Source organism: Pantoea phytostimulans (genome assembly GCF_046118715.1).
Classification (GTDB): domain Bacteria; phylum Pseudomonadota; class Gammaproteobacteria; order Enterobacterales; family Enterobacteriaceae; genus Pantoea; species Pantoea phytostimulans.
In genome coordinates this window covers 2,065,693-2,090,420 of sequence record NZ_CP173698.1, presented here as the reverse complement: position 1 = coordinate 2,090,420, position 24,728 = coordinate 2,065,693, and the positions used below count along the sequence as shown (strand labels likewise).

The 24,728-nt window shown below is 52.9% G+C and carries 17 protein-coding genes; 14 read left to right on the top strand and 3 right to left on the bottom strand.

The annotated features are described in order from the left end of the window. Nucleotides 1–131: 131 nt before the first annotated feature. The 13 genes from ACF2G4_RS09665 to ACF2G4_RS09605 all read left to right on the top strand — a co-directional run bounded on the left by ACF2G4_RS09665 (nucleotide 132) and on the right by ACF2G4_RS09605 (nucleotide 20,269). Nucleotides 132–5,027 (top strand): alpha-2-macroglobulin family protein, encoded by a 4,896-nt coding sequence (locus ACF2G4_RS09665; protein WP_409074742.1) that lies wholly within the window; start codon nucleotides 132–134, stop codon nucleotides 5,025–5,027. A 15-nt stretch (nucleotides 5,028–5,042) separates the two neighbouring features. Then, on the top strand, nucleotides 5,043–7,367 hold the full coding sequence (gene pbpC, locus ACF2G4_RS09660; RefSeq protein ID WP_409074741.1) for a peptidoglycan glycosyltransferase PbpC: 2,325 nt from the start codon (nucleotides 5,043–5,045) through the stop codon (nucleotides 7,365–7,367). Between the two features lie 177 nt (nucleotides 7,368–7,544). Next, a complete protein-coding gene (gene ndk, locus ACF2G4_RS09655; protein WP_003848684.1) occupies nucleotides 7,545–7,976 on the top strand; it encodes a nucleoside-diphosphate kinase in 432 nt (143 codons plus the stop codon). A 184-nt stretch (nucleotides 7,977–8,160) separates the two neighbouring features. After that, entirely contained in the window at nucleotides 8,161–9,330 is a 1,170-nt protein-coding gene (locus tag ACF2G4_RS09650; RefSeq protein ID WP_215845863.1) for a bifunctional tRNA (adenosine(37)-C2)-methyltransferase TrmG/ribosomal RNA large subunit methyltransferase RlmN, read from the top strand. A gap of 81 nt (nucleotides 9,331–9,411) precedes the next feature. Beyond that, nucleotides 9,412–10,158: a type IV pilus biogenesis/stability protein PilW gene (gene pilW / locus ACF2G4_RS09645; protein ID WP_409074740.1), complete on the top strand. Its 747-nt coding sequence runs from the start codon at nucleotides 9,412–9,414 to the stop codon at nucleotides 10,156–10,158. Continuing rightward, nucleotides 10,148–11,140 (top strand): cytoskeleton protein RodZ, encoded by a 993-nt coding sequence (gene rodZ, locus ACF2G4_RS09640; protein ID WP_215845865.1) that lies wholly within the window; start codon nucleotides 10,148–10,150, stop codon nucleotides 11,138–11,140. The genes pilW and rodZ overlap by 11 nt, the downstream gene beginning before the upstream one ends. Nucleotides 11,141–11,177: 37 nt before the next feature. Then, entirely contained in the window at nucleotides 11,178–12,299 is a 1,122-nt protein-coding gene (gene ispG, locus ACF2G4_RS09635; RefSeq protein ID WP_243077405.1) for a flavodoxin-dependent (E)-4-hydroxy-3-methylbut-2-enyl-diphosphate synthase, read from the top strand. Nucleotides 12,300–12,404: 105 nt separating this feature from the next. Beyond that, nucleotides 12,405–13,679 (top strand): histidine--tRNA ligase, encoded by a 1,275-nt coding sequence (gene hisS, locus ACF2G4_RS09630; protein WP_243077406.1) that lies wholly within the window; start codon nucleotides 12,405–12,407, stop codon nucleotides 13,677–13,679. A 39-nt stretch (nucleotides 13,680–13,718) separates the two neighbouring features. Continuing rightward, nucleotides 13,719–14,336, top strand: a complete 618-nt coding sequence (locus tag ACF2G4_RS09625) for a YfgM family protein (protein WP_409074739.1) — start codon at nucleotides 13,719–13,721, stop codon at nucleotides 14,334–14,336. Between the two features lie 19 nt (nucleotides 14,337–14,355). After that, nucleotides 14,356–15,537 (top strand): outer membrane protein assembly factor BamB, encoded by a 1,182-nt coding sequence (gene bamB, locus ACF2G4_RS09620; protein ID WP_243077407.1) that lies wholly within the window; start codon nucleotides 14,356–14,358, stop codon nucleotides 15,535–15,537. Between the two features lie 172 nt (nucleotides 15,538–15,709). Beyond that, nucleotides 15,710–17,197, top strand: a complete 1,488-nt coding sequence (der, locus tag ACF2G4_RS09615; protein ID WP_215845870.1) for a ribosome biogenesis GTPase Der — start codon at nucleotides 15,710–15,712, stop codon at nucleotides 17,195–17,197. 73 nt (nucleotides 17,198–17,270) lie between these two features. After that, nucleotides 17,271–17,468 (top strand): zinc ribbon domain-containing protein, encoded by a 198-nt coding sequence (locus tag ACF2G4_RS09610; protein WP_409074738.1) that lies wholly within the window; start codon nucleotides 17,271–17,273, stop codon nucleotides 17,466–17,468. A 359-nt stretch (nucleotides 17,469–17,827) separates the two neighbouring features. Continuing rightward, nucleotides 17,828–20,269 carry a glucose/quinate/shikimate family membrane-bound PQQ-dependent dehydrogenase gene (locus tag ACF2G4_RS09605; RefSeq protein ID WP_409074737.1) on the top strand — a complete coding sequence of 814 codons (2,442 nt, stop codon included), beginning with the start codon at nucleotides 17,828–17,830 and terminating at the stop codon, nucleotides 20,267–20,269. Between the two features lie 47 nt (nucleotides 20,270–20,316). Here the strand turns inward: ACF2G4_RS09605 and ACF2G4_RS09600 are convergent, their stop codons facing one another. The 3 genes from ACF2G4_RS09600 to xseA are packed head-to-tail and all read right to left on the bottom strand — an operon-like array spanning nucleotide 20,317 to nucleotide 23,081. Next, on the bottom strand, nucleotides 20,317–20,649 hold the full coding sequence (locus tag ACF2G4_RS09600; protein WP_243077410.1) for a protealysin inhibitor emfourin: 333 nt from the start codon (nucleotides 20,647–20,649) through the stop codon (nucleotides 20,317–20,319). Continuing rightward, nucleotides 20,646–21,659: a M4 family metallopeptidase gene (locus ACF2G4_RS09595; protein ID WP_409074736.1), complete on the bottom strand. Its 1,014-nt coding sequence runs from the start codon at nucleotides 21,657–21,659 to the stop codon at nucleotides 20,646–20,648. Before ACF2G4_RS09595 ends, ACF2G4_RS09600 begins: the two co-directional genes overlap by 4 nt. Before the next feature lie 48 nt (nucleotides 21,660–21,707). Next, nucleotides 21,708–23,081, bottom strand: coding sequence for an exodeoxyribonuclease VII large subunit (gene xseA / locus ACF2G4_RS09590; protein WP_409074735.1), 1,374 nt, complete (start codon nucleotides 23,079–23,081; stop codon nucleotides 21,708–21,710). A 168-nt stretch (nucleotides 23,082–23,249) separates the two neighbouring features. On the opposite strand from xseA, the gene guaB reads away from it, so the two are divergent. Next, complete coding sequence (gene guaB / locus ACF2G4_RS09585) at nucleotides 23,250–24,716, top strand: IMP dehydrogenase (protein WP_215845877.1); 1,467 nt, start codon at nucleotides 23,250–23,252, stop codon at nucleotides 24,714–24,716. Nucleotides 24,717–24,728 lie beyond the last annotated feature (12 nt).

Below are 24,728 nucleotides of genomic sequence, written 5' to 3'. Positions count from 1 at the left end.
GATTCAGGAAGAGCCAGTTTCCGGTAATGGGCGCGCTATCTCAAGGGAAAGCGTTGATTAAATGGCGGCGTTGATGTGAAATTGCGCAGCGTTATTTACAACCTCTTCTGGGTCTGGGTGAAGGATTTACCATGAACAAACGCATTAACCGGCTGCTGCTCAGCATGCTGTTGAGCAGTGTACTGCTGAGTACCGCAGCGCTTACTTCTTTTTCAGCTGTTGCCGCTGAGTCGGTGACGGCAACATCGCTAGCCAAGCCGCTTCAGGTGAGTGATCTCTCTGAATTACAGCTGGACGGCGCAGCGACGTTAGTGCTGACCTTCAATGCTCCGCTCGATGAAAAGCAGGATTTCTCTCGCCTGGTCACACTGACCGATGATGAACGCGGAAAAGTTGACGGCGGTTGGGAGCTTTCAAACAACCGTAAAGCGCTGCGTTTTCGTCACCCTGAACCCTCCCGTAAGCTGTCACTGAAGGTCGATGCCGCGCTGCGTGCCGCCAGCGGTGAAAGCCTTAGCGCGCCTTTCTCGCAAAAGCTTACCACCCGCGTTATTCAACCGATGGTGGGATTTGCCAGCCGGGGTTCATTGTTGCCGCTGCGTTTGACGCAAGGTTTACCGGTTCTTGCGCTAAATATTGCGCGCGTTGATGTGGATTTTTTCCGGGTTAAAAACGCCACGCTGGCGGATTTTTTGGCTCAGTGGAATTACGGCAGCAACTTGTCGAGTTGGCAATCTGACGATTTACTGAAAAACGCAGATTTGGTCTATACCGGCCGCTTTGATCTCAATCCAGCACGCAATACACGTGAAAAATTGCAGCTACCGCTGAGCAACGTGGCTGCTCTCAAGCAGCCGGGTGTTTATCTGGCGGTGATGAAACAGGCTGGCAGTTATCACTACAGCACGCCCGCCACGTTGTTTACGCTCAGCGATATTGGTCTGTCGCTGCATCGTTTCCCTACGCAGTATGATCTCTTTACCCAAAGCCTGGAAACTGGCGCACCGCTTTCAGACGTCAGCGTGCAGTTGCTGGATGAGAAAGGGCAGCAACTGGAAAAAAGCGAGAGCGATAATAACGGGCATTTACGCTTCAAAGCTCAACCCAAAGGCAAGCTGCTGCTCGCCACCCTGGGTGAACAGACTTCATTAATTGATCTCACTCGCCCGGCGCTCGATCTGGCTGAATTTCCTGTCGCCGGGCCGCAAGGTTACGAAAAACAGCTGTTCGTCTTTGGGCCACGCGATCTGTATCGTCCAGGCGAAACGGTGATAGTTAACGCTCTGCTGCGTGATGTTGATGGCAATCCGTTGCCCGCGCAGCCCATCAAAGCTGAGCTGCTGCAACCGGATGGTGAAGTGTCGCGCAGCTTTGTCTGGCAGACGGAAAAGGGTTTTTACCAACAGCGTCTGACGTTACCAGCCTCTGCGATGACCGGCGAATGGTCATTGCGCCTGAATACCGGTGACAATTTGCCGCGACAGTGGAAATTTCAGGTAGAGGATTTTTTGCCAGAGCGCATGGCGCTTACTCTGAAAAACAGCGATCAGCCGCAACACGCTGATGCTGACATTACTTTTGATATTGCTGGGCGTTATCTTTATGGCGCACCCGCCGCGGGAAATCAGCTGCAAGGCCAGCTTTATCTTCGTCCGGCACGTGAAGCCGTTGCTGCGCTGCCAGGTTATCAGTTTGGTGATATCACCGAAAAGGAATTAACGCGCAGCCTGGGTGACGTCGACCTCAAGCTGGATGCAAAAGGTCAGGCGCAACTGGCGGTTGAAAGTCAGTGGGCAGAAAGTCATTCGCCGCTCAATCTGATTCTACAAGCCAGCCTGCTTGAAACCGGTGGTCGTCCGGTCACGCGTCGTGTAACCCAGGCGATTTGGCCAGCCGATACGCTGCCGGGTATTCGCCCGCTGTTCAGCAGCAAAGCAGTCTATGACTACCGCAACGACAGCTACCACGACGAACCCACGGTGCCAGAAAATAGCCAGGCCGAGTTTGATATCCTGTATGCCAACAGCAAGGGTGAAAAGCTCGCCGTAAACAATCTGGATGTCAGACTCATTCGTGAACGCCACGACTATTACTGGAGCTTTTCCGACAGCGAAGGTTGGCAATCACGCTTCGATCAAAAAGATCTGCAGGAAGATGAACAGCGCATCACGATTCCTGCTGGCGGCAGCAGCAAAGTCAGTTTCCCGGTGGAGTGGGGCGCCTATCGTCTGGAAGTGCAGGCCGGTGAGAAAATTGTTAGTAGCGTGCGATTCCAGGCCGGTTACAGCTGGCAGGATAACACCAACGGCACTGGCGCATTACGCCCGGATCAGGTCAAGTTGAAGCTCGATAAAGCGGCTTATCAACCGGGAGATACTGCACAGATACAGGTGGAATCGCCCGCAGCGGGCAAAGGTTATCTGTTGGTTGAATCGAGCAGTGGCACGCTTTGGTGGCAGGCACTGGATGTTCCCGCTGGCGGTACCACCCTCGCTGTGCCCATCGATAAAAGCTGGCAGCGCCACGATCTCTATCTCAGCGCCATCGTGGTGCGTGAAGGGGATAAAGTCAGCGGTGCTACGCCAAAACGCGCGGTGGGTTTACTGCATTTACCCATGGCAACAGAAGCGCGGCGTTTAACGCTGGCACTCGACGCACCTGACAAGGTTCGTCCCGATCAAACGGTGAAAATCAACATAAAAGCCAGCCGGGAAGGTGGCGCACTACCACAGCAGATTCATCTGCTGCTGTCGGCCGTGGATAGCGGCGTACTCAGCATCACGGATTATTCAACCCCGAACCCGTGGGACGCCTTCTTTGGCCGTAAACGTTACAACGCCGATCAATATGATGTATTTGGCCAGCTGATTGAAGGCGGAGGGCGGCTGGCGGCATTACGCTTCGGCGGCGATGCCAGCGAAGATGCCATGCGGCGCGGCGGCAAAAAGCCGGTCACACAGGTCAATATTGTGGCGCAGCAATTACAGGCGGTCACGCTGGATGAAAAGGGGGAAGGCACACTGGAACTGCCGATTCCAACCTTTAACGGTGAGCTGCGCCTGATGGTCCAAGGCTGGAGTGAGGAGAGTTTTGGCGCAGCAGAGCGCAAGCTGGTGGTCGCTGCACCGCTTATTACCGAACTCGCCACACCGCGCTTCCTGGCGGGCGGCGACCAAGCGAACCTGGCGCTGGATATCACTAATCTCACCGATCTCCCGCAAACGTTAAAAGTGAATTTCTCTGCCAACGGATTGGTTGCATTGAATGGCGCGGTGACACAAAACGTGACGCTGGCGAAAGGCGCGCGAACCACGCTGAAAGTGCCTGTTAAAGCGCTGAACGGCTTTGGTGATGGCAGCGTAGACGTTGAAGTGTCTGGCCTGAATCTGCCGGGTGAAAATCTCAAGTCCAGCAAGCAGCAGTGGAAAATAGGCGTGCGGCCCGCTTATCCAGCGGAAACACTGAATTTCGATGCAGTGATTACGGCCAATCATCCGTGGCAAGTGATGGCAACTGCGTTCAGCGGAATGGAGAAAGAGACCTTAAGCGGCAGATTGTCGCTCAGCAATCGTCCACCGCTGAACATCGCCAGCTACATCAGCGAGCTGTACGCTTATCCTTATGGCTGCCTGGAACAAACCGCCAGCGGAATCTGGCCGTCGGTATTTACCCGCCATGCGCAACTTATGGCAATGGGCATCAAAAGCAGCAGCGACGATGCGCGTCGTGCCGCCATTGATACCGGTATTGCTCGCATGGCGGGAATGCAGCGGCCCAACGGCAGCTTCGGCTTGTGGAGCAAACAAAGCGAAGAGGAGTTTTGGCTGACAGCGTATGTCGCTGACTTTTTATTGCGTGCCAACGAAGCGGGGTATGCGCTGCCAGAAGGTGTCATCGCCCGCGCCGATGAGCGTCTGCTGCGCTATCTGCAAGATCCGTCACAAATTGACAAAGGCTGGAGCAATGACGTTGAGGCGCTGCGTTTTAGCGTTCAGGCATACGCGGGACTGGTGCTGGCGCGGCAGCAGAAAGCGCCGTTAGGGGCGTTGCGTGCGCTATATGAAAAACGCGACAAGGCGAAATCAGGGCTGGCGCTCATGCAATTGGGTATTGCGTTAAAACTGATGGGCGATGAACAGCGTGCGCAGCTGGCCATTGGGCAGGGCGCTGCGATGAATCGTCCAGACAATGATGGATTTGGTGATTACGGCAGTGACGTTCGCGACCGCGCATTAATGATCGCTTTGCTGGCGGAAAATAATCTCCAACCGGATTTACAAAACACGCTGCTGCTGGCGCTGACCAAAGCGGTTCATGGCAAGCGCTGGTTCTCTACACAAGAAAATAATGCGTTGTTCCTGGCGGCACGAACGCTGCAAAACAGTAAAGGTGACCAATGGCAGGCGACACTGACCGGTCATCGGGAACCGCTGAGCAGTGACGGATTGCTGAACACCGCACTGAATGAAACGCAGCTGATGCGTGGCGTGGAGGTTAGCAATGAAAGTCGTTCGCCGCTGTATGCCAGTCTCAACGTGGTGGGGTATCCCGCTTCATCGCCTGCACCGATGAGTAACGTGCTGGGTATCAAGCGCGAGTATTTCACACTCAACGGCAAAGCCGCCAATCTCGACAATTTGAGCAGCGGTGAATTAATCATGGTGCGTTTAACCGTGTCGGCGAAGAAAAGCGTTAACGATGCGCTGGTGGTCGATATGTTGCCTGCGGGTCTGGAACTGGAGAATCAGAACCTCGCTGACAGCAGTGCCAGCCTCGGCGACAGCGCCGATGCTCTCAAGGAGAGCATGATGGATATGCAGCAGGTAGACATCAAACACATTGAGTTTCGTGACGATCGCTTCGTGGCGGCGTTGGCTGTGGATACCTATCGGCCTGCCACGCTGATCTATCTGGCACGTGCCGTTACGCCAGGCCGCTATAAAATGCCGCCGCCGCAGGTGGAATCAATGTATGTGCCGGAATGGCGCGCGGTGGGCAATACGGCAGAGATGCTTCATGTGCGTTAAGCAGGATGCGTGCGGGTGAAGCGCGTGCACTTCAACAAGCGGTGGCTCGGGCTGCCGCTTTTTTTTCTGACATTATTCGCGCTTCCTTTGGCGTTGGATCGGTTATTCCCTCTTCCCTTGCATCAGGTGCAACCTGCACGTGTCGTCGTGGCGGAAGATGGCACGCCGCTGTGGCGCTTTGCCGATCGGCAGGGCATCTGGCGCTATCCCGTCACGCCGGAAGATGTCGCGCCCGCTTACGTAGAAGCGCTACTGACTTATGAAGATCGCTGGTTCTGGCACCATCCGGGTATCAATCCATTCGCGTTAATTCGTGCCGCCTGGCAAGATCTCTCCAGCGGTGAAATCATCTCGGGTGGCAGCACCTTAACGATGCAAGTAGCGCGATTGGTCGATCCTCAACCGCGTACCCTGCGTGGCAAAATCATTCAAGCGTGGCGTGCCGTGCAGCTTGAATGGCATCTCTCTAAACAGGAAATTTTAACCCTTTATCTCAACCGAGCACCCTTCGGCGGCACCTTAGAAGGTGTGGGTGCGGCAAGCTGGAGCTGGTTGGGTAAGCCGCCTTCACAGTTGACCAAAGGCGAAGCGGCATTGTTGACGGTATTACCGCAGGCGCCCAGCCGTTTACGTCCCGATCGCTGGCCGCAACGTGCAGAAAAAGCGCGTAACAAAGTGCTGGATCGTTTGGCTGAATACCACGTTTGGACCCCAAAAGAGGTGGCAGAAATCAGGCAGGAAGCGGTTTGGCTGCCGCCACGCCAAATGCCACAAATGGCGCCGCTGCTGGCGCGACGTTTGCTATCGCAAACCCACGAAAACAAAATCGTCTCAACCCTCGATCCCGCATTGCAGCGTGAACTGGAGAGGGTGGCAGAAAACCTGAAAGCGCAACTGCCGCCCCGGAGTTCGTTAGCGATGCTCGTGGTGGATCATACGTCGATGAAGGTGCGTGGCTACGTTGGCTCAGTCGATTTCAACGATGACAGCCGCTTTGGCCATGTGGATATGATTTCCAGCGTGCGTTCGCCAGGATCGGTGCTCAAACCCTTTATATATGGCATGGCATTGGATGACGGATTGATCCATGCGGAATCACTGTTGCAGGATGTTCCTCGCCGTTTTGGTAACTATCGCCCCGGCAATTTTGATAGCGGGTTTCATGGGCCGGTCAGCGCCAGTGACGCGCTGGAACGCTCGCTCAATCTGCCAGCAGTGCAACTATTGGAAGCGCTAGGGCCAAAAAATGTCACTGCGCGTTTGCGCAACGTAGGATTGAATTTGAGCTTTCCGCCCGCCGCAGAACCCAATCTTTCGCTGATCCTTGGCGGTACTGGCACGCGCATGGATGAACTGCTGGCGGCTTACAGCGCTTTCGCTCGTCATGGCAATGCGGCAAATTTGCGCTGGCTGGCGGATCAGCCTTTGCATGAGCGTCCCTTGCTCTCGCCGGGCGCGGCATGGATTGTAAGGCGCATTTTGGCCGGTGAAGCACAACCTGCGGGAAATGGCACTGTGACGGATGTGGTGCCGCTGGCGTGGAAAACCGGCACCAGCTATGGCTATCGTGATGCATGGGCGATAGGCATTAATCCACGTTATTTAATCGGAATCTGGGTTGGACGGCCCGATGCAACCCCGGTTGCAGGACAATATGGCGTTGCCACCGCCATTCCGATACTGAATCAGGTGAATAGCGTGCTGATGAGCCGCTTATCGGGCAACCGCGCACCGGGCGATCCGCGTCCTGCCTCCGTCAGCAGCGCGAGCATTTGCTGGCCTGGCGGACAACCTTTACCGGCGGGTGACACAAACTGCCGACAACGGCGACAAAGCTGGGTGCTGGATAATACGCTGCCACCCACGCTGCTTGCGCCCGGCCAGGAGGGATTTAGCGGTTTGCGGCTGCGCTACTGGCAAAATGCCAAAGGATTACGTGTTGCTGCGGATTGTCCGCAAGCCACACCTCACGAGCAAATTATGTGGCCGCTGCCGCTGGAGCCATGGTTGGCAAAAGCTGAGCGTCGCAGCCAAAGGTTGCCGCCTATTGATCTGCAATGCCCACCGCTACAGCAGGGAAATGTGCTGCCGCTGATTTTAACCGGGGTGATTGAGGGGCAGAGCGTGCAGCCACTGCCCGGGAAAACATCATTGGTTTTACCGGTTACGGTGCAAGGCGGTCAGGGAAATCAACGCTGGTGGTTTCTTAATGGTGAGCCGTTGGCAGAGGAGAGCCCAACCAATACGCAGTCGCTGGCCCTGAACAGCACGGGTGAATATCAATTGGTGGTGATGGATGAAACCGGTCAACTCGCCTCGGTGAACTTTACCGTTCAATGAGGGCAAACCGGCTGATTGCACACTTACTGAGCCATTACTTCGACAGAGATCAATATTTTTCAACAAATTATGGGATCTCTGATAGGCAATGCCTGACTCAACCCCTATAATCGGCGCCGTTTCTTAGCCGGGGCGTGCGCTTCCCGGTTTCTTCAGGACATCAAGACAGAGGTCATCATGGCAATCGAACGTACTTTTTCTATCATCAAGCCAAACGCCGTCGCTAAAAACGTGATCGGTGCAATCTACAACCGTTTTGAAAGCGCAGGCTTCAAAATCGTTGGCGCGAAAATGCTGCAGCTGAGCAAAGAGCAGGCTGAAGGTTTTTATGCTGAGCACCAGGGCAAACCTTTCTTTGACGGTCTGGTTGAGTTCATGACTTCTGGCCCGGTAGTAGTTTCAGTGCTGGAAGGCGAAAATGCCGTTCAGCGTCACCGCGATCTGATGGGCGCAACCAACCCAGCGAACGCGCTGGCGGGCACGCTGCGTGCAGACTATGCTGACAGCTTCACTGAGAACGCGACTCACGGTTCAGATTCAGCAGAATCCGCAGCACGTGAAATCGCTTACTTCTTCGGCGAAAACGAAATTTGCCCACGCACTCGTTAATCGCTTCGCGATAAACGGATAGCTGGCTTTACAAAAATCTGCGCAAGGATTTCGATCCCGCCTGGCATCAGGCAGCAGATGTTGTACAATATTGCGCCCTCATTAAGCTTTCTTAGTGAGGGCGCAATTTTTTACCTATTCTTAACCAGAGCCATAACGTGTAACAACGAGGCCAGAGAACATTATGTCCGAACAGATTGTGACGCCATCGTCCGCATCCCCCATTGTTGTTTCCCCAAAAAGCCAAAAAATTAATTTGCTGGATCTGAGTCGTCCGCAGATGCGCGAATTTTTCCTTTCGCTTGGCGAAAAGCCTTTCCGTGCCGATCAGGTTATGAAGTGGATGTATCACTACTGCTGCGATGATTTCGAGCAGATGACTGACATCAACAAAAAGCTGCGCACTAAGTTGATGGAGCTGACCGAGATCCGCGCGCCGGAAGTGGCAGAAGAATGGCGCTCCGCCGATGGCACCATTAAGTGGGCGATCCGCGTGGGCGATCAGCTGGTGGAAACCGTGTACATTCCGGAAGGCGATCGCGCCACACTGTGCGTATCATCACAAGTAGGTTGCGCACTGGAGTGTAAATTCTGTTCGACTGCCCAACAGGGTTTCAACCGCAACCTGCGCGTGTCCGAAATTATCGGTCAGGTATGGCGCGCGGCAAAAATTGTCGGTGCCGCAAAATTGACCGGCCAGCGTCCGATCACCAATGTTGTGATGATGGGCATGGGCGAACCGCTGCTTAACCTGAACAACGTGGTTCCGGCGATGGAAATCATGCTGGATGACTTCGGTTTTGGATTGTCTAAACGCCGTGTGACGCTTTCCACCTCTGGCGTGGTGCCTGCGCTCGACAAACTCGGCGATATGATTGACGTTGCGTTGGCGATCTCGCTGCATGCCGCAAACGACAAACTGCGCGACGATATCGTGCCAATCAATAAAAAATATAACATTGAAATGTTCCTGGCAGCGGTAAAACGCTACATCGCAAAATCCAATGCTAACCAGGGACGTGTCACCATCGAGTACGTCTTACTCGATCACGTTAATGACAGCACTGATGATGCGCACGAACTTGCCGCACTGCTGAAAGAGACGCCATGTAAAATCAACCTGATTCCATGGAACCCCTTCCCAGGGGCACCTTATGGACGCAGCTCAAACAGCCGAATTGACCGCTTCTCAAAAGTCCTGATGGATTACGGATTTACCACTATTGTGCGTAAAACCCGTGGCGATGATATCGATGCTGCTTGTGGTCAGCTGGCGGGTGAAGTCATAGACCGTACCAAACGTACCCTGAAGAAAAAAATGGCAGGCGAACTGATCTCTGTGAAGGCGCTCTGAAACCCTGACGCATAATATTCCCCGTTGGTGTCGCTCGTGGCAGGCTGCTGCCAGCTAATCAAGCGACATGGGGGAAGTAAAATGCGTAAAGGATTACCGGCAGGCGTGTTAGCAAAATTAGTGGCGCTGTTTGTTGTAAGCGGTTGTGTCAGCAATACACCACAACCTGGCGCGGCAGAAGTCCGTCTACAGTTAGGTATGCATTATTTAGCAGTAGAAGATTATGCCGCAGCACAGCGCAACTTTCTGCGCGCTCAGGCTGCTGCGCCTCGTGATTATCGGGTGCCTTTGGCGCTGGCTCGACTGGCGCGGCTACAGGGAAATTCTGCTGCCGCGACCAGGCAGTTTCTTGTGGCTCAGCGGCTGGCACCAAAGAATGGATACGTTGCTAACAATTACGGTGCGTTTCTTTGCGCTTTAGGGCAGTATGACGAAGCGCATCAACAGTTTAAACGGGCAATGGATGCGCAGGAAGGAGACGCCCGCATCGATGCTTTCGAACTGTCGGGATATTGTTATCTGCAGGCAGGGGACGATGAGTCAGCACGTTCAGCCATACTGCACGCGCTGGATGCGGATCGGGGCAAAGGAGAGTCCATGTTGGCCGAAGCTGAAAGGCTGGTGGAGACCCACCAATCGGTTAACGCACCGTTATTGTTAGAGATTTACCAGCAACGTTTGCCAGAAACGGCACGCAGTCTGGCGTTACACATACGTTTCGCCGCGCAACAGGAAAATGCCGCAGACATTACTCGTTATGGCGACCAGTTAGCGCGACGTTTTCCACAATCGATACAGTACCAGCGTTATTTAGCTAATGAATACTGAAGCCACTCAAGAGAACTCTGCAGTACATTCTACAGGCGAACGCCTGCGTCTGGCCCGTGAGCAGATGGGACTGACGCAGCAGAACGTTGCTGAACGCCTGTGTCTGAAACTTTCTACCGTACGAGACATTGAGGAAGATAAATCGCCTGCTGATTTAGCCTCAACGTTTTTGCGCGGATACATTCGCTCTTACGCACGTCTGGTGCATATTCCTGAAGAGGAATTGCTGCCAATGATGGCGAAACAAACGCCGGTGCGTGCAGCAAAAATCGAACCGATGCAAAGTTTCTCCTTGGGCAAGCGCCGCAAAAAGCGCGACGGTTGGTTGATGATCTTCACCTGGCTGGTGTTGTTTGTGGTCGTGGGTCTGACGGGCGCCTGGTGGTGGCAAAACCACAAAGCGTCGCAAGATGAACTGGTCACGATGGCCGATCAGAACGGCAGCAGCAACGGTGACAACAGTCAATCCATCCCGTTGGGTGAAAACGCGGGCGACGGCGGAGCGGATGACACCGCTGCGCCTGCCGCACCAGACGAAAGCAATACCGCGCCTGCCGCAACAGAAAACAGCGTTGCTAATACGCCTGCACCTGCGACTAACGCGAATAACACGGTACCGTCGCCACAAGACAATGCTGTGGTTTCACCTAGCCAGCCGCCGGTAAACACATCAGCAGCACCAACCGCACCACAAATGCCGGTGGGTGCCGCTGCAGTAAGTGAACCAGCAACCGATCCTAATGCCGTTGTTATGACGTTTAACGCGGATTGCTGGTTAGAAGTCACAGACGCGACCGGTAAAAAATTGTTCAGCGGATTGCAACGCAGCGGCGGTAAACTTAGCCTTGCCGGAACTGCGCCGTATCGCCTGAAAATTGGCGCGCCATCAGCAGTTCAGGTGCAATACCAGAACCAGCCTGTTGATTTGAGTCGTTTTATCCGTACTAACCAGGTTGCTCGCCTGACATTAGGTGCGCAATAACAGCGTATTGCGTACCGGGCAATTGTGGAGAAGAAATATGCATAACGAAGCACCCATTATCCGTCGTAAATCTAAACGTATTTACGTCGGCAAGGTGCCAGTCGGCGACGGTGCGCCTATTGCCGTTCAGTCGATGACCAATACCCGCACCACCGACGTGGCTGCAACAGTTAATCAAATTAAAGCCCTTCAGCGCGTAGGCGTGGACATTGTTCGCATCTCCGTGCCAACAATGGATGCCGCCGAAGCGTTCAAGCTGATTAAACAGCAAGTCGACGTTCCGCTGGTCGCCGATATCCATTTTGATTATCGCATTGCACTAAAAGTCGCTGAATATGGCGTCGATTGTCTGCGTATCAATCCAGGTAACATTGGCAACAACGAACGTATTCGTATGGTTGTTGATTGCGCTCGTGACCACAACATTCCCATTCGTATCGGTGTAAATGCCGGTTCGCTGGAAAAAGATCTGCAGGAAAAATATGGCGAGCCGACGCCGCAGGCGCTGCTCGAATCCGCCATGCGTCACGTTGATCATCTCGATCGCCTGAATTTCGATCAGTTCAAAGTCAGCGTGAAAGCATCTGACGTTTTCCTGGCTGTTGAATCTTATCGCCTGCTGGCAAAACAAATTGAACAACCGTTGCATCTCGGTATTACCGAAGCAGGCGGCGCACGCGCAGGTGCAGTGAAATCAGCGATTGGCTTAGGCCTGCTGCTTTCAGAAGGCATCGGCGACACGCTGCGTATTTCGCTGGCAGCCGATCCTGTAGAAGAAGTAAAAGTCGGATTCGATATTCTGAAGTCGCTGCGTATTCGTTCGCGTGGGATTAACTTCATCGCTTGCCCAACCTGCTCGCGTCAGGAATTTGACGTTATCGGCACGGTGAACGCGCTGGAGCAACGCCTTGAAGACCTGATCACGCCGATGGACGTTTCGATTATCGGCTGTGTCGTCAACGGCCCAGGCGAAGCAACTATTTCTACGCTTGGCGTAACCGGTGGCAGCAAGAAGAGTGGTTTTTACGAAGATGGCGTGCGTCAGCGCGTTCGTCTCGACAATGACGATATGATCGATCAGCTTGAAGCGCGCATTCGCGCTAAAGCCTCAATGCTCGACGAAAGCCGTCGCATTGACGTACAGCACCTGGAAAAATAATGGCGTGCGCAGGCTGCGCGCGTGACTTTTTTGACTGAACCTGTGCGGTTTCATCCTCATAAGGTATGATGCCGCACAGGTTTTTTTGCATTAAGAGATTCTAACGTGGCGAAGAATATTCAAGCTATTCGCGGGATGAACGATTATCTGCCTGCGGATACAGCCATCTGGCAACGGATTGAAGGCGTTCTGAAACAGGTTCTGGCGAGCTATGGCTACAGCGAAATTCGCATGCCGATCGTTGAACAAACGCCGTTATTTAAACGCGCTATCGGTGAAGTCACCGATGTGGTTGAAAAAGAGATGTATTCCTTTGACGACCGCAACGGTGAAAGTCTGACGCTGCGCCCGGAAGGCACCGCAGGCTGCGTGCGTGCCGGCATCGAACACGGTTTGCTTTACAATCAAGAGCAGCGCTTATGGTACATGGGACCGATGTTCCGCTATGAGCGCCCGCAAAAAGGCCGTTATCGCCAGTTTCACCAGATGGGCGTCGAAGTGTTTGGTCTGCAAGGACCGGATATCGATGCTGAATTGATCATGCTTAATGCCCGTTGGTGGAAAGCGTTGGGCATTGCCGATCACGTTCGCCTGGAACTCAACTCCATCGGTTCACTTGAAGCGCGTGCTAATTATCGTGATGCGTTAGTCGCTTTCCTTGAACAGCATAAAGAGACGCTGGACGAAGATTGCAAACGCCGCATGTACACCAATCCCATGCGCGTATTAGACAGCAAAAACCCTGATATCCAGCAATTACTGAATGATGCGCCAAAACTGGGCGACTATCTCGACGACGAGTCGCGAGCGCATTTTGATGGTCTTTGTGCGCTGTTGGATGATGCAGGCATTGCTTATACCGTTAACCAGCGTCTGGTACGCGGTCTCGATTACTACAACCGCACCGTGATTGAATGGGTTACTGATAGCCTGGGTTCGCAAGGCACGGTATGTGGCGGTGGTCGCTATGATGGCCTGGTTGAACAGCTCGGTGGTCGTGCTACGCCAGCCGTAGGTTTTGCCATGGGCATGGAGCGTCTGGTGTTACTGGTTCAGGCGGTTAATCCTGAATTTGAACCGACTCGCGTTGTCGATGTCTATGTTATCGCTTCGGGTCAGGGCGTGCAGTCAGCAGCGATGCAGCTGGCAGAAAAACTGCGTGATGAAGTGCCAGAACTGAAGTTGATGACCAACTTCGGTGGCGGCAACTTCAAAAAGCAATTTGCACGCGCTGATAAGTGGGGCGCACGCGTCGCGCTGGTCGTGGGCGAAGACGAAGTGAAAGCTGGCCAGGTGGTGATTAAAGATCTGCGCAGTGGCGATCAGCAAACGCTGGCGCAGGCAGAGGCTGCTGCTGCATTGCGCACGCTGTTACAGTAAGCGTGTCACAGCAACGACCATTGAAAGGAGAAGGATTGCGTGGAAGTTTATAGCAATGATAACGAACAGGTTGATGCACTTCGCCGCTTTTTTGCCAACAATGGCAAGGCGTTAGCCGTTGGCGTAGTGATCGGCATTGCCGCGTTGGGTGGCTGGCGCTATTGGGCGAGTCAGCAAGAAAGCTCGGCCAAAGCCGTTTCAGCACAGTATCAGCAGCTTACCAGCGCTATGCAGGCAGATAAGCCTCAGACGCTGGAAGCTGTCAGCAACTTTGCCAATGAAAACAGCAACACTTACGGTGCGCTGGCTTCTATGGATGTGGCAAAACAGTATGTTGACAGCAACCAGCTCGATAAAGCGGCAATGCAGTTACAGAACGGTCTGAAAGATACTAAAGATGCCAACCTGCAGGCAGTCATTAACCTGCGCCTGGCTCGCATTCAACTGCAACAGAATCAAGCTGATGCGGCGCTTAAAACCCTTGACGGTGTAAAGGGTGATGGCTGGACAGCCATTGTCGCCGACATTCGCGGCGAAGCGCTGCTAAGCAAAGGCGACAAGCAGGGCGCGCGCGATGCATGGAGTAAAGGGGTAGAATCTGACGCCTCTCCGGCATTGAAGCAAATGATGCAGATGAAGATGAATAACTTAAGCTAAGCCAGTCGAGAGAGAGCGCATGGAATTACGTAAATACCTGCTGCCGGGGCTGATTTCAGTCACTTTGCTCAGCGGTTGTTCGCTGTTTAGCGGCGAAGAAGATGTAGTAAAAATGGCCCCGTTGCCTAAGGTCGAAAACCAATTCACACCACAAGAAGCGTGGAGCACATCGGTTGGCGATGGCATTGGTGATTTCTATTCCAATCTGCATCCTGCCTGGCTGGATGGCACCGTTTATGCTGCCGACCGCTTCGGTATCGTGAAAGCGTTAGATGCAGCAAACGGAAAAGAAAAATGGAAAATCGATCTTTCTGAGAAAACCGGCTTCTTTTCCAGTAATCGCTCAGCCTTGCTCTCCGGCGGCCTGACAGCGAATGGCGATCGCGTTTATGTTGGCAGCGAGCGCGGACAGGTTTATGCATTAAACAGCAGCGACGGCGCGGTTGCCTGGCAAACTAAAGTGGCTGGCGAAGCGCTATCACGTCCGGTTGTCAGCGATGGTTTAGTGCTGGTTCATACCAGCAACGGCATGTTGCAGGGTCTGGATCAGAGCAGCGGCGCAATCAAGTGGAGCGTCAACCTTGATATGCCTGCACTCTCTCTGCGTGGTGAATCTGCGCCAGCCGTGGCGTTCGGCGGTGCGATTGTTGGCGGTGATAATGGCCGCGTCAGCGCAGTGATCTTGAATCAGGGGCAGTTGATTTGGCAGCAACGTATTTCGCAGCCAAGTGGCGCAACTGAAATTGATCGTCTCAACGATGTTGATACTACGCCAGTTGTCGCTAACGGTGTGGTTTATGCCCTGGCTTACAACGGTGATTTAACGGCGTTAGATCTGCGTTCAGGTCAGATTTTGTGGAAACGTGAAATCGGCGGTGTGAAAGATCTGATTGTTGATGCGGGTCGCATTTACCTGGTTGATCAGGATGACCGCGTTATTGCGTTGAACACAGATGGTGGCGTAGCGATTTGGCGTCAAAGCGATCTGCTGCACCGTAACCTAACGTCGCCAGTTTTGTACAACGGCTACATCGTTGTGGGTGACAGCGAAGGTTATCTGCATTGGATGAATACCACGGATGGCCGCTTTGTTGCCCAGCAGAAGCTGGACAGCTCTGGCTTCCAGACAGAACCCGTGGTGGCCAGCGACAAGTTACTGATCCAGTCAAAAGATGGTGAGGTTTATGCGATTACCCGCTAAAGGGTAAGCGTCAGGTAGGTGAAATCCTTCCATGAAAACGGCTCCTGACTGATCAGGGGCCGTTTCGTTTTTAGTCAGGCATGGTATTCTTTGCGCCTTAAGCCTGAACTTAGCGGCAAGAACCGTTATAATCACGCCATTCAGGCGATTAATTATTTATTGAGGCATTGTTATGGTACCTGTGGTCGCGCTAGTTGGGCGTCCCAATGTGGGAAAATCTACGCTATTTAACCGTTTAACCCGCACACGTGATGCGCTGGTAGCGGATTTTCCTGGACTGACTCGCGATCGCAAATATGGTCGCGCCGAAGTGGAAGGGCGCGAATTTATTGTCATCGATACCGGCGGTATTGACGGTACTGAAGATGGTGTCGAAGTGCGTATGGCGGGGCAATCGTTGCTCGCGATTGAAGAAGCTGACGTCGTATTTTTTATGGTGGATGCACGTGCAGGCATGATGCCAGCTGATCAACAGATCGCAAATCATCTGCGTTCACGTCGCAAAGCCACTTTCGTGGTCGCTAACAAAACTGACGGACTCGATCCTGATTCAGCCGTTGTCGATTTCTACTCGATGGGTTTGGGTGAGATTCACGCTATCGCTGCTTCCCATGGCCGCGGCGTCACCAGCCTGTTAGAAACCGCGCTGTTGCCGTGGATGGAGCAGGTTGAGCCAGTTGAAGTCACGGAAGAGGAAGAAAACGAAGCTTACTGGGCAGCATTGGCGGCGAAAGAGAGCGATGAGCTGGCGGAAGAGGAAGAGGAAGAATTCGACCCAACCGGTTTGCCAATCAAGCTGGCTATTGTTGGCCGTCCTAACGTCGGTAAATCAACCCTGACTAACCGTATCCTCGGCGAAGATCGCGTGGTGGTATACGATATGCCGGGCACGACGCGAGACAGCATTTATATCCCAATGGAGCGTGATGGGCGCGAATACGTACTCATCGATACTGCAGGTGTGCGTAAGCGCGCCAGAATCTCCGATACCGTTGAGAAATTTTCAGTCATTAAAACGCTGCAAGCGATTGAAGACGCTAACGTGGTGATGTTGGTGATCGATGCGCGTACCGGTATTTCTGATCAGGATCTTTCCCTGCTGGGCTTCATTCTGAACAGTGGGCGTTCATTGGTGATCGTAGTCAATAAATGGGATGGCCTGTCACAGGAAGTGCGTGACGAAGTGAAAGAGACGCTCGATTTCCGTTTGGGCTTCATCGATTTTGCTCGCATCCACTTTATTTCTGCGCTGCATGGCAGCGGCGTGGGTAATCTGTTTGAATCGATTACCGAAGCTTACGACTGTTCGACTAAACGTGTTAACACCTCGTTGCTGACGCGTATCATGAACATGGCTGCTGAAGATCATCAGCCGCCGTTAGTACGTGGTCGTCGCGTGAAACTCAAGTATGCGCATGCTGGTGGTTATAATCCGCCAATCGTCGTGATCCACGGTAATCAGGTGAAAGACCTGGCAGACTCTTACAAGCGCTACCTGATGAACTACTTCCGTCGTTCTCTGAATGTGATGGGAACGCCGATTCGTATTCAGTTCAAAGAGGGTGATAACCCGTACGAAGGTAAACGTAACCTGCTTAATCCAACGCAGATGCGTAAACGTAAACGTTTGATGGCGCACCTCAAGAAAAATAAAAAATAAGCGTTAATAAAAGAGGGCCAATTGGCCCTCTTTTTTTGGCTTGAGCAGCCAACTCATAAGGCGAGGTGCGGTTATGAATGTAACGTGTGAAAAATGTCAGCAGACGCTAACGCTGAGAGAAGGTGTGTTTATCTGTGAAGCATGCGGCTTCCATTTGCCGGCACAAGCGGTCTGTCCAGATTGTCTCCAGCCACTGAACGTACTAAAAGCGTGCGGTGCAGTGGATTACTTTTGCCCTCAGGGTCATGGATTAATTTCCAAAAAAGAGTGAAATTTATACCCCTTAGCGCGTGACACATTTTTTTACTTCTATAAACAAAACGCTGCCATTGGCGGGAAGCGTGTAATTTTAAACACTTAACCTCATCTTTGTAGCAAAAATGCTATTGCATCGTAACTACCGCGTTATAGATGTTCACCTCTTAATGTACCAAGTGGTACAATCCTGCCGCTTTGTGAGGCAGAGCCAGACGATTCTTTATGTCTACTGGCTCACATAGCCTGCATCACGGACGCGAGTCCGTTCAAATTCGATTTAAAATAAAGTGATATCCAATGCATTAGCCTCAGTTACGTCTTCATTCGTTTACTGAGGCGCGGGTGCTTTATTTTTTCAGGAGAGTTAGTGTTATGGCTGAAACATCGTCCCGCTCCGGCAAAGGATTGGGAATATGGTCTGTACTGCTCGGACTGGTGCTGCTTGCCATCGGTCTGTTCTTCGCTATCGGCGGCGGTAAACTCGTCGGTCTTGGCGGAAGCTGGTACTTCTTAATTGCGGGTATCGTCACGATTTTGTCGGCGATTCAGTTCTTCCGCCGTAAATCTTCCGCAGTGACGCTGTTTCTGCTGATGTTTGTCGGCACCTTGATTTGGTCGCTTTTTGACGCTGGTTTAGTGTTCTGGCCGCTGGTTTCGCGTCTAATGGTACCAACAGGGCTGATGATCCTGGCCTTTTTAACGTGGCCTGCGCTGCGTAAACGTGAAGGCAAAGCCTCGCTGGCTAAAATTTCTTATGTGCTGTCTGCCGTGTTAGCTGTGGGTATGGTGGTGACATTTGTTCAAATGTTCCAGCCTCATCCGACTGTCGCCGCCACTGGCGAGCAGTTGCCGCTTATCCCTGTTGATAAAGCGAAACAACAGAAAGACTGGGATAATTATGGCAATACGCCGGAAGGCAGCCGCTTTGTTGCATTGGATCAGATCACCCGCGACAACGTAAAAGACCTTCAGGTTGCCTGGACTTTCCGCACGGGTGATATTCCAGACAGTCCAACCGGTAACGGTGCAGAAGATCAGGAAACGCCGTTGCAGGTAGGAAACACGGTTTATATCTGTACTCCGCATAACAACGTCATTGCAGTAGAAGCAGACAGCGGTAAGCAGATTTGGAAACGTGAGATCAATGCACAGGCTGAAGTATGGCCTCGCTGCCGCGGTCTGGCGTACTTTGATGCGACCAAACCTTTGACCCAGCCGTCAAAACCGGACTCAACACCAGTGACTGCGGTGAATTTGCCAGCCGGCGATACCTGTCAGCGCCGTATCCTGATGAATACGATCGATGCGCGCCTGATTGCTATCAATGCTGACAATGGCGAATTGTGCCAGGGCTTTGGCAACAACGGTCAGGTCGATCTGAAAGCGGGTCTGGGCCAGGCGCCTGATCCACAATATCAGCTGACTTCTGCCCCGACGCTTGCGGGCACCACCGTTGTCGTTGGTGGTCGCGTGGCGGATAACGTTCAAACCGATATGCCTGGTGGCGTACTGCGTGGATTTGACGTTATCACCGGTAAAATGCGTTGGGCGTTCGATCCAGGTAATGTGGATCCGAATGCGATCCTGATGCCAGGTAAAGATTTTGCACGCAGCACGCCGAACTCTTGGGCACCTATGTCCTATGATCCGGCTATGAACACCGTGTTTATCCCAATGGGCAGTTCGTCAGTGGATTTGTGGGGGGCTAACCGTAACGAGCTTGATCACAAATATGGCGCTTCTGTGCTGGCACTGGATGCGACTACCGGTAAAGAGAAGTGGGTTTATCAGACCGTTCATAACGATCTGTGGGACTTTGACTTACCGATGCAGCCTAGCCTGATCGATTTCCCGATGAAGGACGGTAGCACGAAACCTGCTGTGGTTATCGGTGGTAAGACTGGCATGATTTTCGTGCTGGATCGCATGACAGGTAAGCCGTTGACCAAGGTCGAAGAGCTGCCAATGCCGCAGGGCCACATCCCGAACGAGCAATACACCAAAACTCAGCCTCATTCGACCGGTATGCCACAGATTGGCAACCAGACGCTGAAAGAGTCTGACATGTGGGGTGCAACGCCGTTTGATCAGCTGGTGTGCCGTATCGGCTTTAAATCAATGCGTTATAACGGGCTGTTTACTGTACCAGATACGGATAAATCCCTGAGCTTCCCAGGTTCACTGGGTGGGATGAACTGGGGCAGCATGTCGACCGATCCGAATAACAATCTGTTGTTCGTTAACGATATGCGTCTGGGCCTGTGGGTGCAGATGATCCCAGCTGATACCAGTAAGATTTCACGCGGTAGCAACGGCGGTGAGGCCATCAATACGGGTATGGGCGCGGTTCCGCTGAAAGGCACGCCATATGCGGTTAACAAAAACCGCTTCATGTCACCGCTGGGCATTCCTTGCCAGGCTCCGCCATTCGGTACGCTCTCTGCGATTGACATGAAAACGCAGAAAATTGTTTGGCAGGTGCCAGTGGGTACCGTGCAGGATACCGGTCCATTTGGCATCAAAATGCGCGTGAAAATGCCAGTCGGTATGCCAACGCTGGGTGGTACGCTGGCGACGCAGGGCGGGCTGGTGTTTATCGCCGGTACGCAGGATTACTATCTGCGCGCTTTCGACAGCTCAACCGGTAAAGAAGTATGGAAAGCACGTCTGCCAGTGGGCAGCCAAGGCGGCCCAATGAGCTACGTTTCACCGAAAACCGGTAAGCAGTACATCCTCATCTCGGCCGGTGGCGCACGCCAGTCGCCAGATCGTGGTGATTACGTAATTGCTTACGCATTACCTGATAACAAGTAATGTGAAGTAATGAAAAGGCCGACAGCAATGTCGGCCTTTTTTTATGGCTATTCGCCGTCACGCCAGAGCGATTCGAGTTCGGGTGGCGCAACCTGTTCCGGTATCAACAGGACCAGGGTACCGACCTCTTGATGCGTGGCATAGTGAATTTGAATACGAAAATAGCGCTGATCCCCGCGCCCAACCTGAGCGGCTTTCTCCTCCGGCTCGCCCAATGGCATTGCCTGTTCAAGCACATGACACACGCGCTGCTTTTGCGGATCAGGAAGCTGGCCTAGCGTGAAACGTCGCTCACCGCGTAGACCCGGGAAAAAAGCGATGCCGCCTTCACGTGCCACGACAATGACCGCATCGTCGGTGAGTGGGGGAAGATCACTCATAATATGCCAACCTCTTTCCATGCATTCTCAATTGCGCTGCCAACTGAACGATTGAAACGCTTTTCAGCGTGCTTCACAGTAAATTGAGCAAAGGTTTTAAAATCGGCATCCTGTGGCAGCTCTTTATCGCACAAGGTGTCGTACCAAGCCTGACCAGCCAGTTCCCATGCATAACCACCCAGCGCTTTTGCCGCGAGATAAAAAGCGCGATTAGGGATACCAGAATTGAGGTGCACGCCGCCGTTATCATCGCGGGTCTGAATGTAACCATTCATATGTGCGGGTTGCGGGTCTTTGCCAAGCATCGGATCGTCATAAGCCGTGCCGGGTTCTGACATGGAACGTAATCCACGACCCTTGATGCCCTCTGCCAACAAGCCTTCACCGATAATCCAGTCAGCCTGATCGGCGCTCTGCTTCTTGCTGAACTGTTTGACCAGTGAGCCGAACACGTCTGAAAGTGACTCATTCAGTGCGCCAGCCTGCTCAAAATAGATTAACCCGGCTTCATTTTCAGTCACGCCGTGCGCCAGTTCATGGGCGACCACATCAATAGCGATAGTGAAACGATTAAAAATCTCACCGTCGCCATCACCAAACACCATTTGCTGACCATTCCAGAAGGCGTTCTGATAATTTTTGCCGTAATGAATGGTGCCTGGCAGCTTAAGCCCTTGGTTATCGAGGGAGTTACGCTTATAAACCTGCCAGAAAAAATCATAGGTGGTGCCAAGATAATTCCAGGCTTCTTCAGCCGCAATGTCACCATTTGACGACTGACCTTCCTGACGAATCAGTTTGCCTGGCAGCGTTTGCTCATTTTGCGCGTCGTAAATTTCACGTTCGACCTGACCGCCTACAGCGGTTTTTACCCCAGTGGGTTTATGCCAGGGTTCAGCCATCAAATGTTGGACATGGGTTAATGTACGGCGCGCTTCTTCCTGCTGATGGCCAGAACCGTGCGCAATGATTTTGCTTAAGATGTAAGGGGGAATAACACTGAAAGCCATTTCCAACTCCTTGGCACGATGAATGTGCCAAAAAGTATAGTAACGACCTCAGGAAGTTGTTTTGAGGCGACGCGGTTTTTCGGGCAGAAGCTTTGTGACCTGGCTTTCTACCCAACCATCATCGAGTCGGGTGCGAAGCAAATCGCCTTCATGAAGCTGACCACGGTTTTTTACTACCTGGCCGGCGGTATCGGTGGTGACGCTAAAACCACGTGCCAGCGTGGCTAAAGGGCTAACGCCTTCAAGCTGAGCGGCTAAGGTGCCGAAGCGCTGTTTATCGCGGTTCAGCAATTTTTCCATGCTTTGTTGCAGACGATAATGGCAGTTTTGCAGTGATTGCTGCGCATGAAACAGACGCTGCTGAGGTTGCTGCGCATTTAACCGCTGCGTTAAGCGATCTTGCTGGCGCGTCGCCGTACGCAGACGTGTGTCAATGGCATCATCCAAACGCTGCTGGAGGCGATACAGGGCCGTTTGCTGACGCGCCAGACGCAACTGTGGATGTTGCTGCTGCAAGCGATGATCCAGCCGACTAAACAGGCGCTGCTGACGAGCCAGATAATAATCCATGGCCATTTCCATCCGCTGCTGCTGAGCCTGCAACTGACGCAGCAGTTCAATCTGATTGCGGCTGACAATTTCTGCGGCAGCAGAAGGCGTTGGCGCTCGCAGATCGGCAACAAAATCGGCAATGGTCACGTCAGTTTCATGGCCTACTGCGCTGACGATAGGAATGCGACTGGCAAAAATAGCGCGTGCGACACGCTCATCGTTGAAACTCCATAAATCTTCCAGTGAGCCACCGCCGCGGCCCACGATCAAGACATCACATTCGTTGCGCAGGTTTGCTACTTCAATCGCACGAACAATCGCGGCGGGGGCATCTACACCCTGAACGACGGTCGGATAAATCACAATGGGCAAGGAAGGGTCGCGGCGATGCAACACACGCAGCACATCATGCAGCGCTGCGCCGGTGGAAGAGGTGATCACGCCAACCTGTTTCGCCGGGTCCGGCAAGGCTTGTTTATGCTGTGGCTCAAACAGGCCTTCACTCGCTAGCTTGGTTTTCAGCAGCTCAAATTGCTGCTGCAACAAACCTTCACCTGCGGGATGCATGCTTTCGATAATGAGCTGATAGTCGCCGCGTGGTTCATACAGCGTGATATTGGCGCGGACTAAAACCTGCTGTCCGTGTTGCGGACGAAAGGTAACGCGACGATTACTGTTACGGAACATGGCGCAGCGTACTTGGGCGCCGTCATCTTTAAGCGTGAAGTACCAGTGACCCGAAGCGGGTTGAGTGAAGTTTGAGATCTCCGCGCTCAGCCAAACCAGGCCCATCTCTTTTTCCAGTAGCTGACGCACCGTGGTATTGAGGCGGCTGACAGTAAAAATATTGGCAGTTGGAGGTAGCGACATGTGACGAAGATCAAATTCCAAATCAGCAGGTTAATTAGTCGATACTACAGGGCTGATACAGCGGATCAAGACTTTTTCTTAAATAAAGCTGGAGGCAATCGATTACGCCCTGTATAATGCCGCGGCAATATTTTATCTATTCTCATTCACCCGAGGTGGAGTATTGCCATGTTAAGAATCGCTAAAGAAGCACTCACTTTCGACGACGTTTTGCTCGTTCCTGCACACTCCACCGTCTTGCCAAATACGGCTGACCTCAGCACTCAGCTGACCAAAAATATCCGTTTAAACATTCCTATGCTTTCCGCTGCCATGGATACCGTGACTGAAGCGGGCTTGGCCATCGCGCTGGCGCAGGAAGGTGGTCTGGGCTTCATTCACAAAAATATGTCGATTGAACGCCAGGCGGATGAAGTTCGCAAAGTTAAAAAACATGAAAGCGGCGTAGTAACCGAACCACAAACCGTGCTGCCAACTACCCCGCTGGCAGACGTGAAGGCGTTGACTGAGCGCAATGGCTTTGCAGGCTACCCGGTTGTAAACACCCGCAACGAACTGGTCGGTATTATTACCGGTCGTGACGTTCGCTTTGTGACTGATTTAACGCAGCCTGTTTCTGCGGTCATGACGCCGAAAGAGCGTTTAGTGACGGTGAAAGAGGGCGAAGCGCGTGACGTTGTTCTGCAAAAAATGCATGAAAAACGTGTTGAGAAAGCGCTGGTGGTGGATGATAGCTTCCACCTGCTGGGCATGATCACTGTCAAAGACTTCCAGAAAGCGGAACGTAAACCAAACGCCTGTAAAGACGCTCAAGGCCGTCTGCGTGTGGGTGCTGCTGTTGGTGCCGGTGCTGGCAACGAAGAGCGTGTTGATGCGCTAGTAGCGGCAGGTGTTGACGTGCTGCTTATCGACTCCTCCCATGGACACTCTGAAGGGGTACTTCAGCGTATTCGCGAAACCCGCGCAAAATACCCAGATCTCGAAATCCTTGGCGGTAACGTGGCAACCGGAGCGGGCGCATTAGCGCTGGTAGAAGCAGGTGTGAGCGCAGTAAAAGTCGGTATCGGCCCTGGCTCAATCTGTACTACGCGTATCGTTACCGGTGTGGGTGTACCTCAGATCACTGCAGTTTCCGACGCAGTAGAAGCCCTGGAAGGGACCGGCATTCCTGTTATTGCTGATGGAGGCATTCGCTTCTCAGGCGACATTGCAAAAGCTATCGCAGCGGGCGCATCTTGTGTGATGGTCGGCTCCATGCTGGCGGGTACTGAAGAATCACCTGGTGAAATCGAGCTGTATCAAGGCCGTTCATTCAAATCTTATCGTGGTATGGGTTCACTGGGTGCGATGTCTAAAGGCTCATCTGACCGTTACTTCCAGACTGACAATGCCGCAGACAAACTGGTGCCGGAAGGTATCGAAGGTCGCGTAGCCTATAAAGGTCGTCTGAAAGAGATCGTTCATCAGCAAATGGGCGGCTTGCGCTCTTGCATGGGTTTGACCGGCTGCCCAACCATTGACGATCTGCGTACCAAAGCTGAATTTGTTCGCATCAGCGGCGCGGGCATCAATGAAAGCCACGTACATGATGTGACCATCACCAAAGAGTCACCGAACTACCGCATGGGTTCATAATCCCGTAAGATT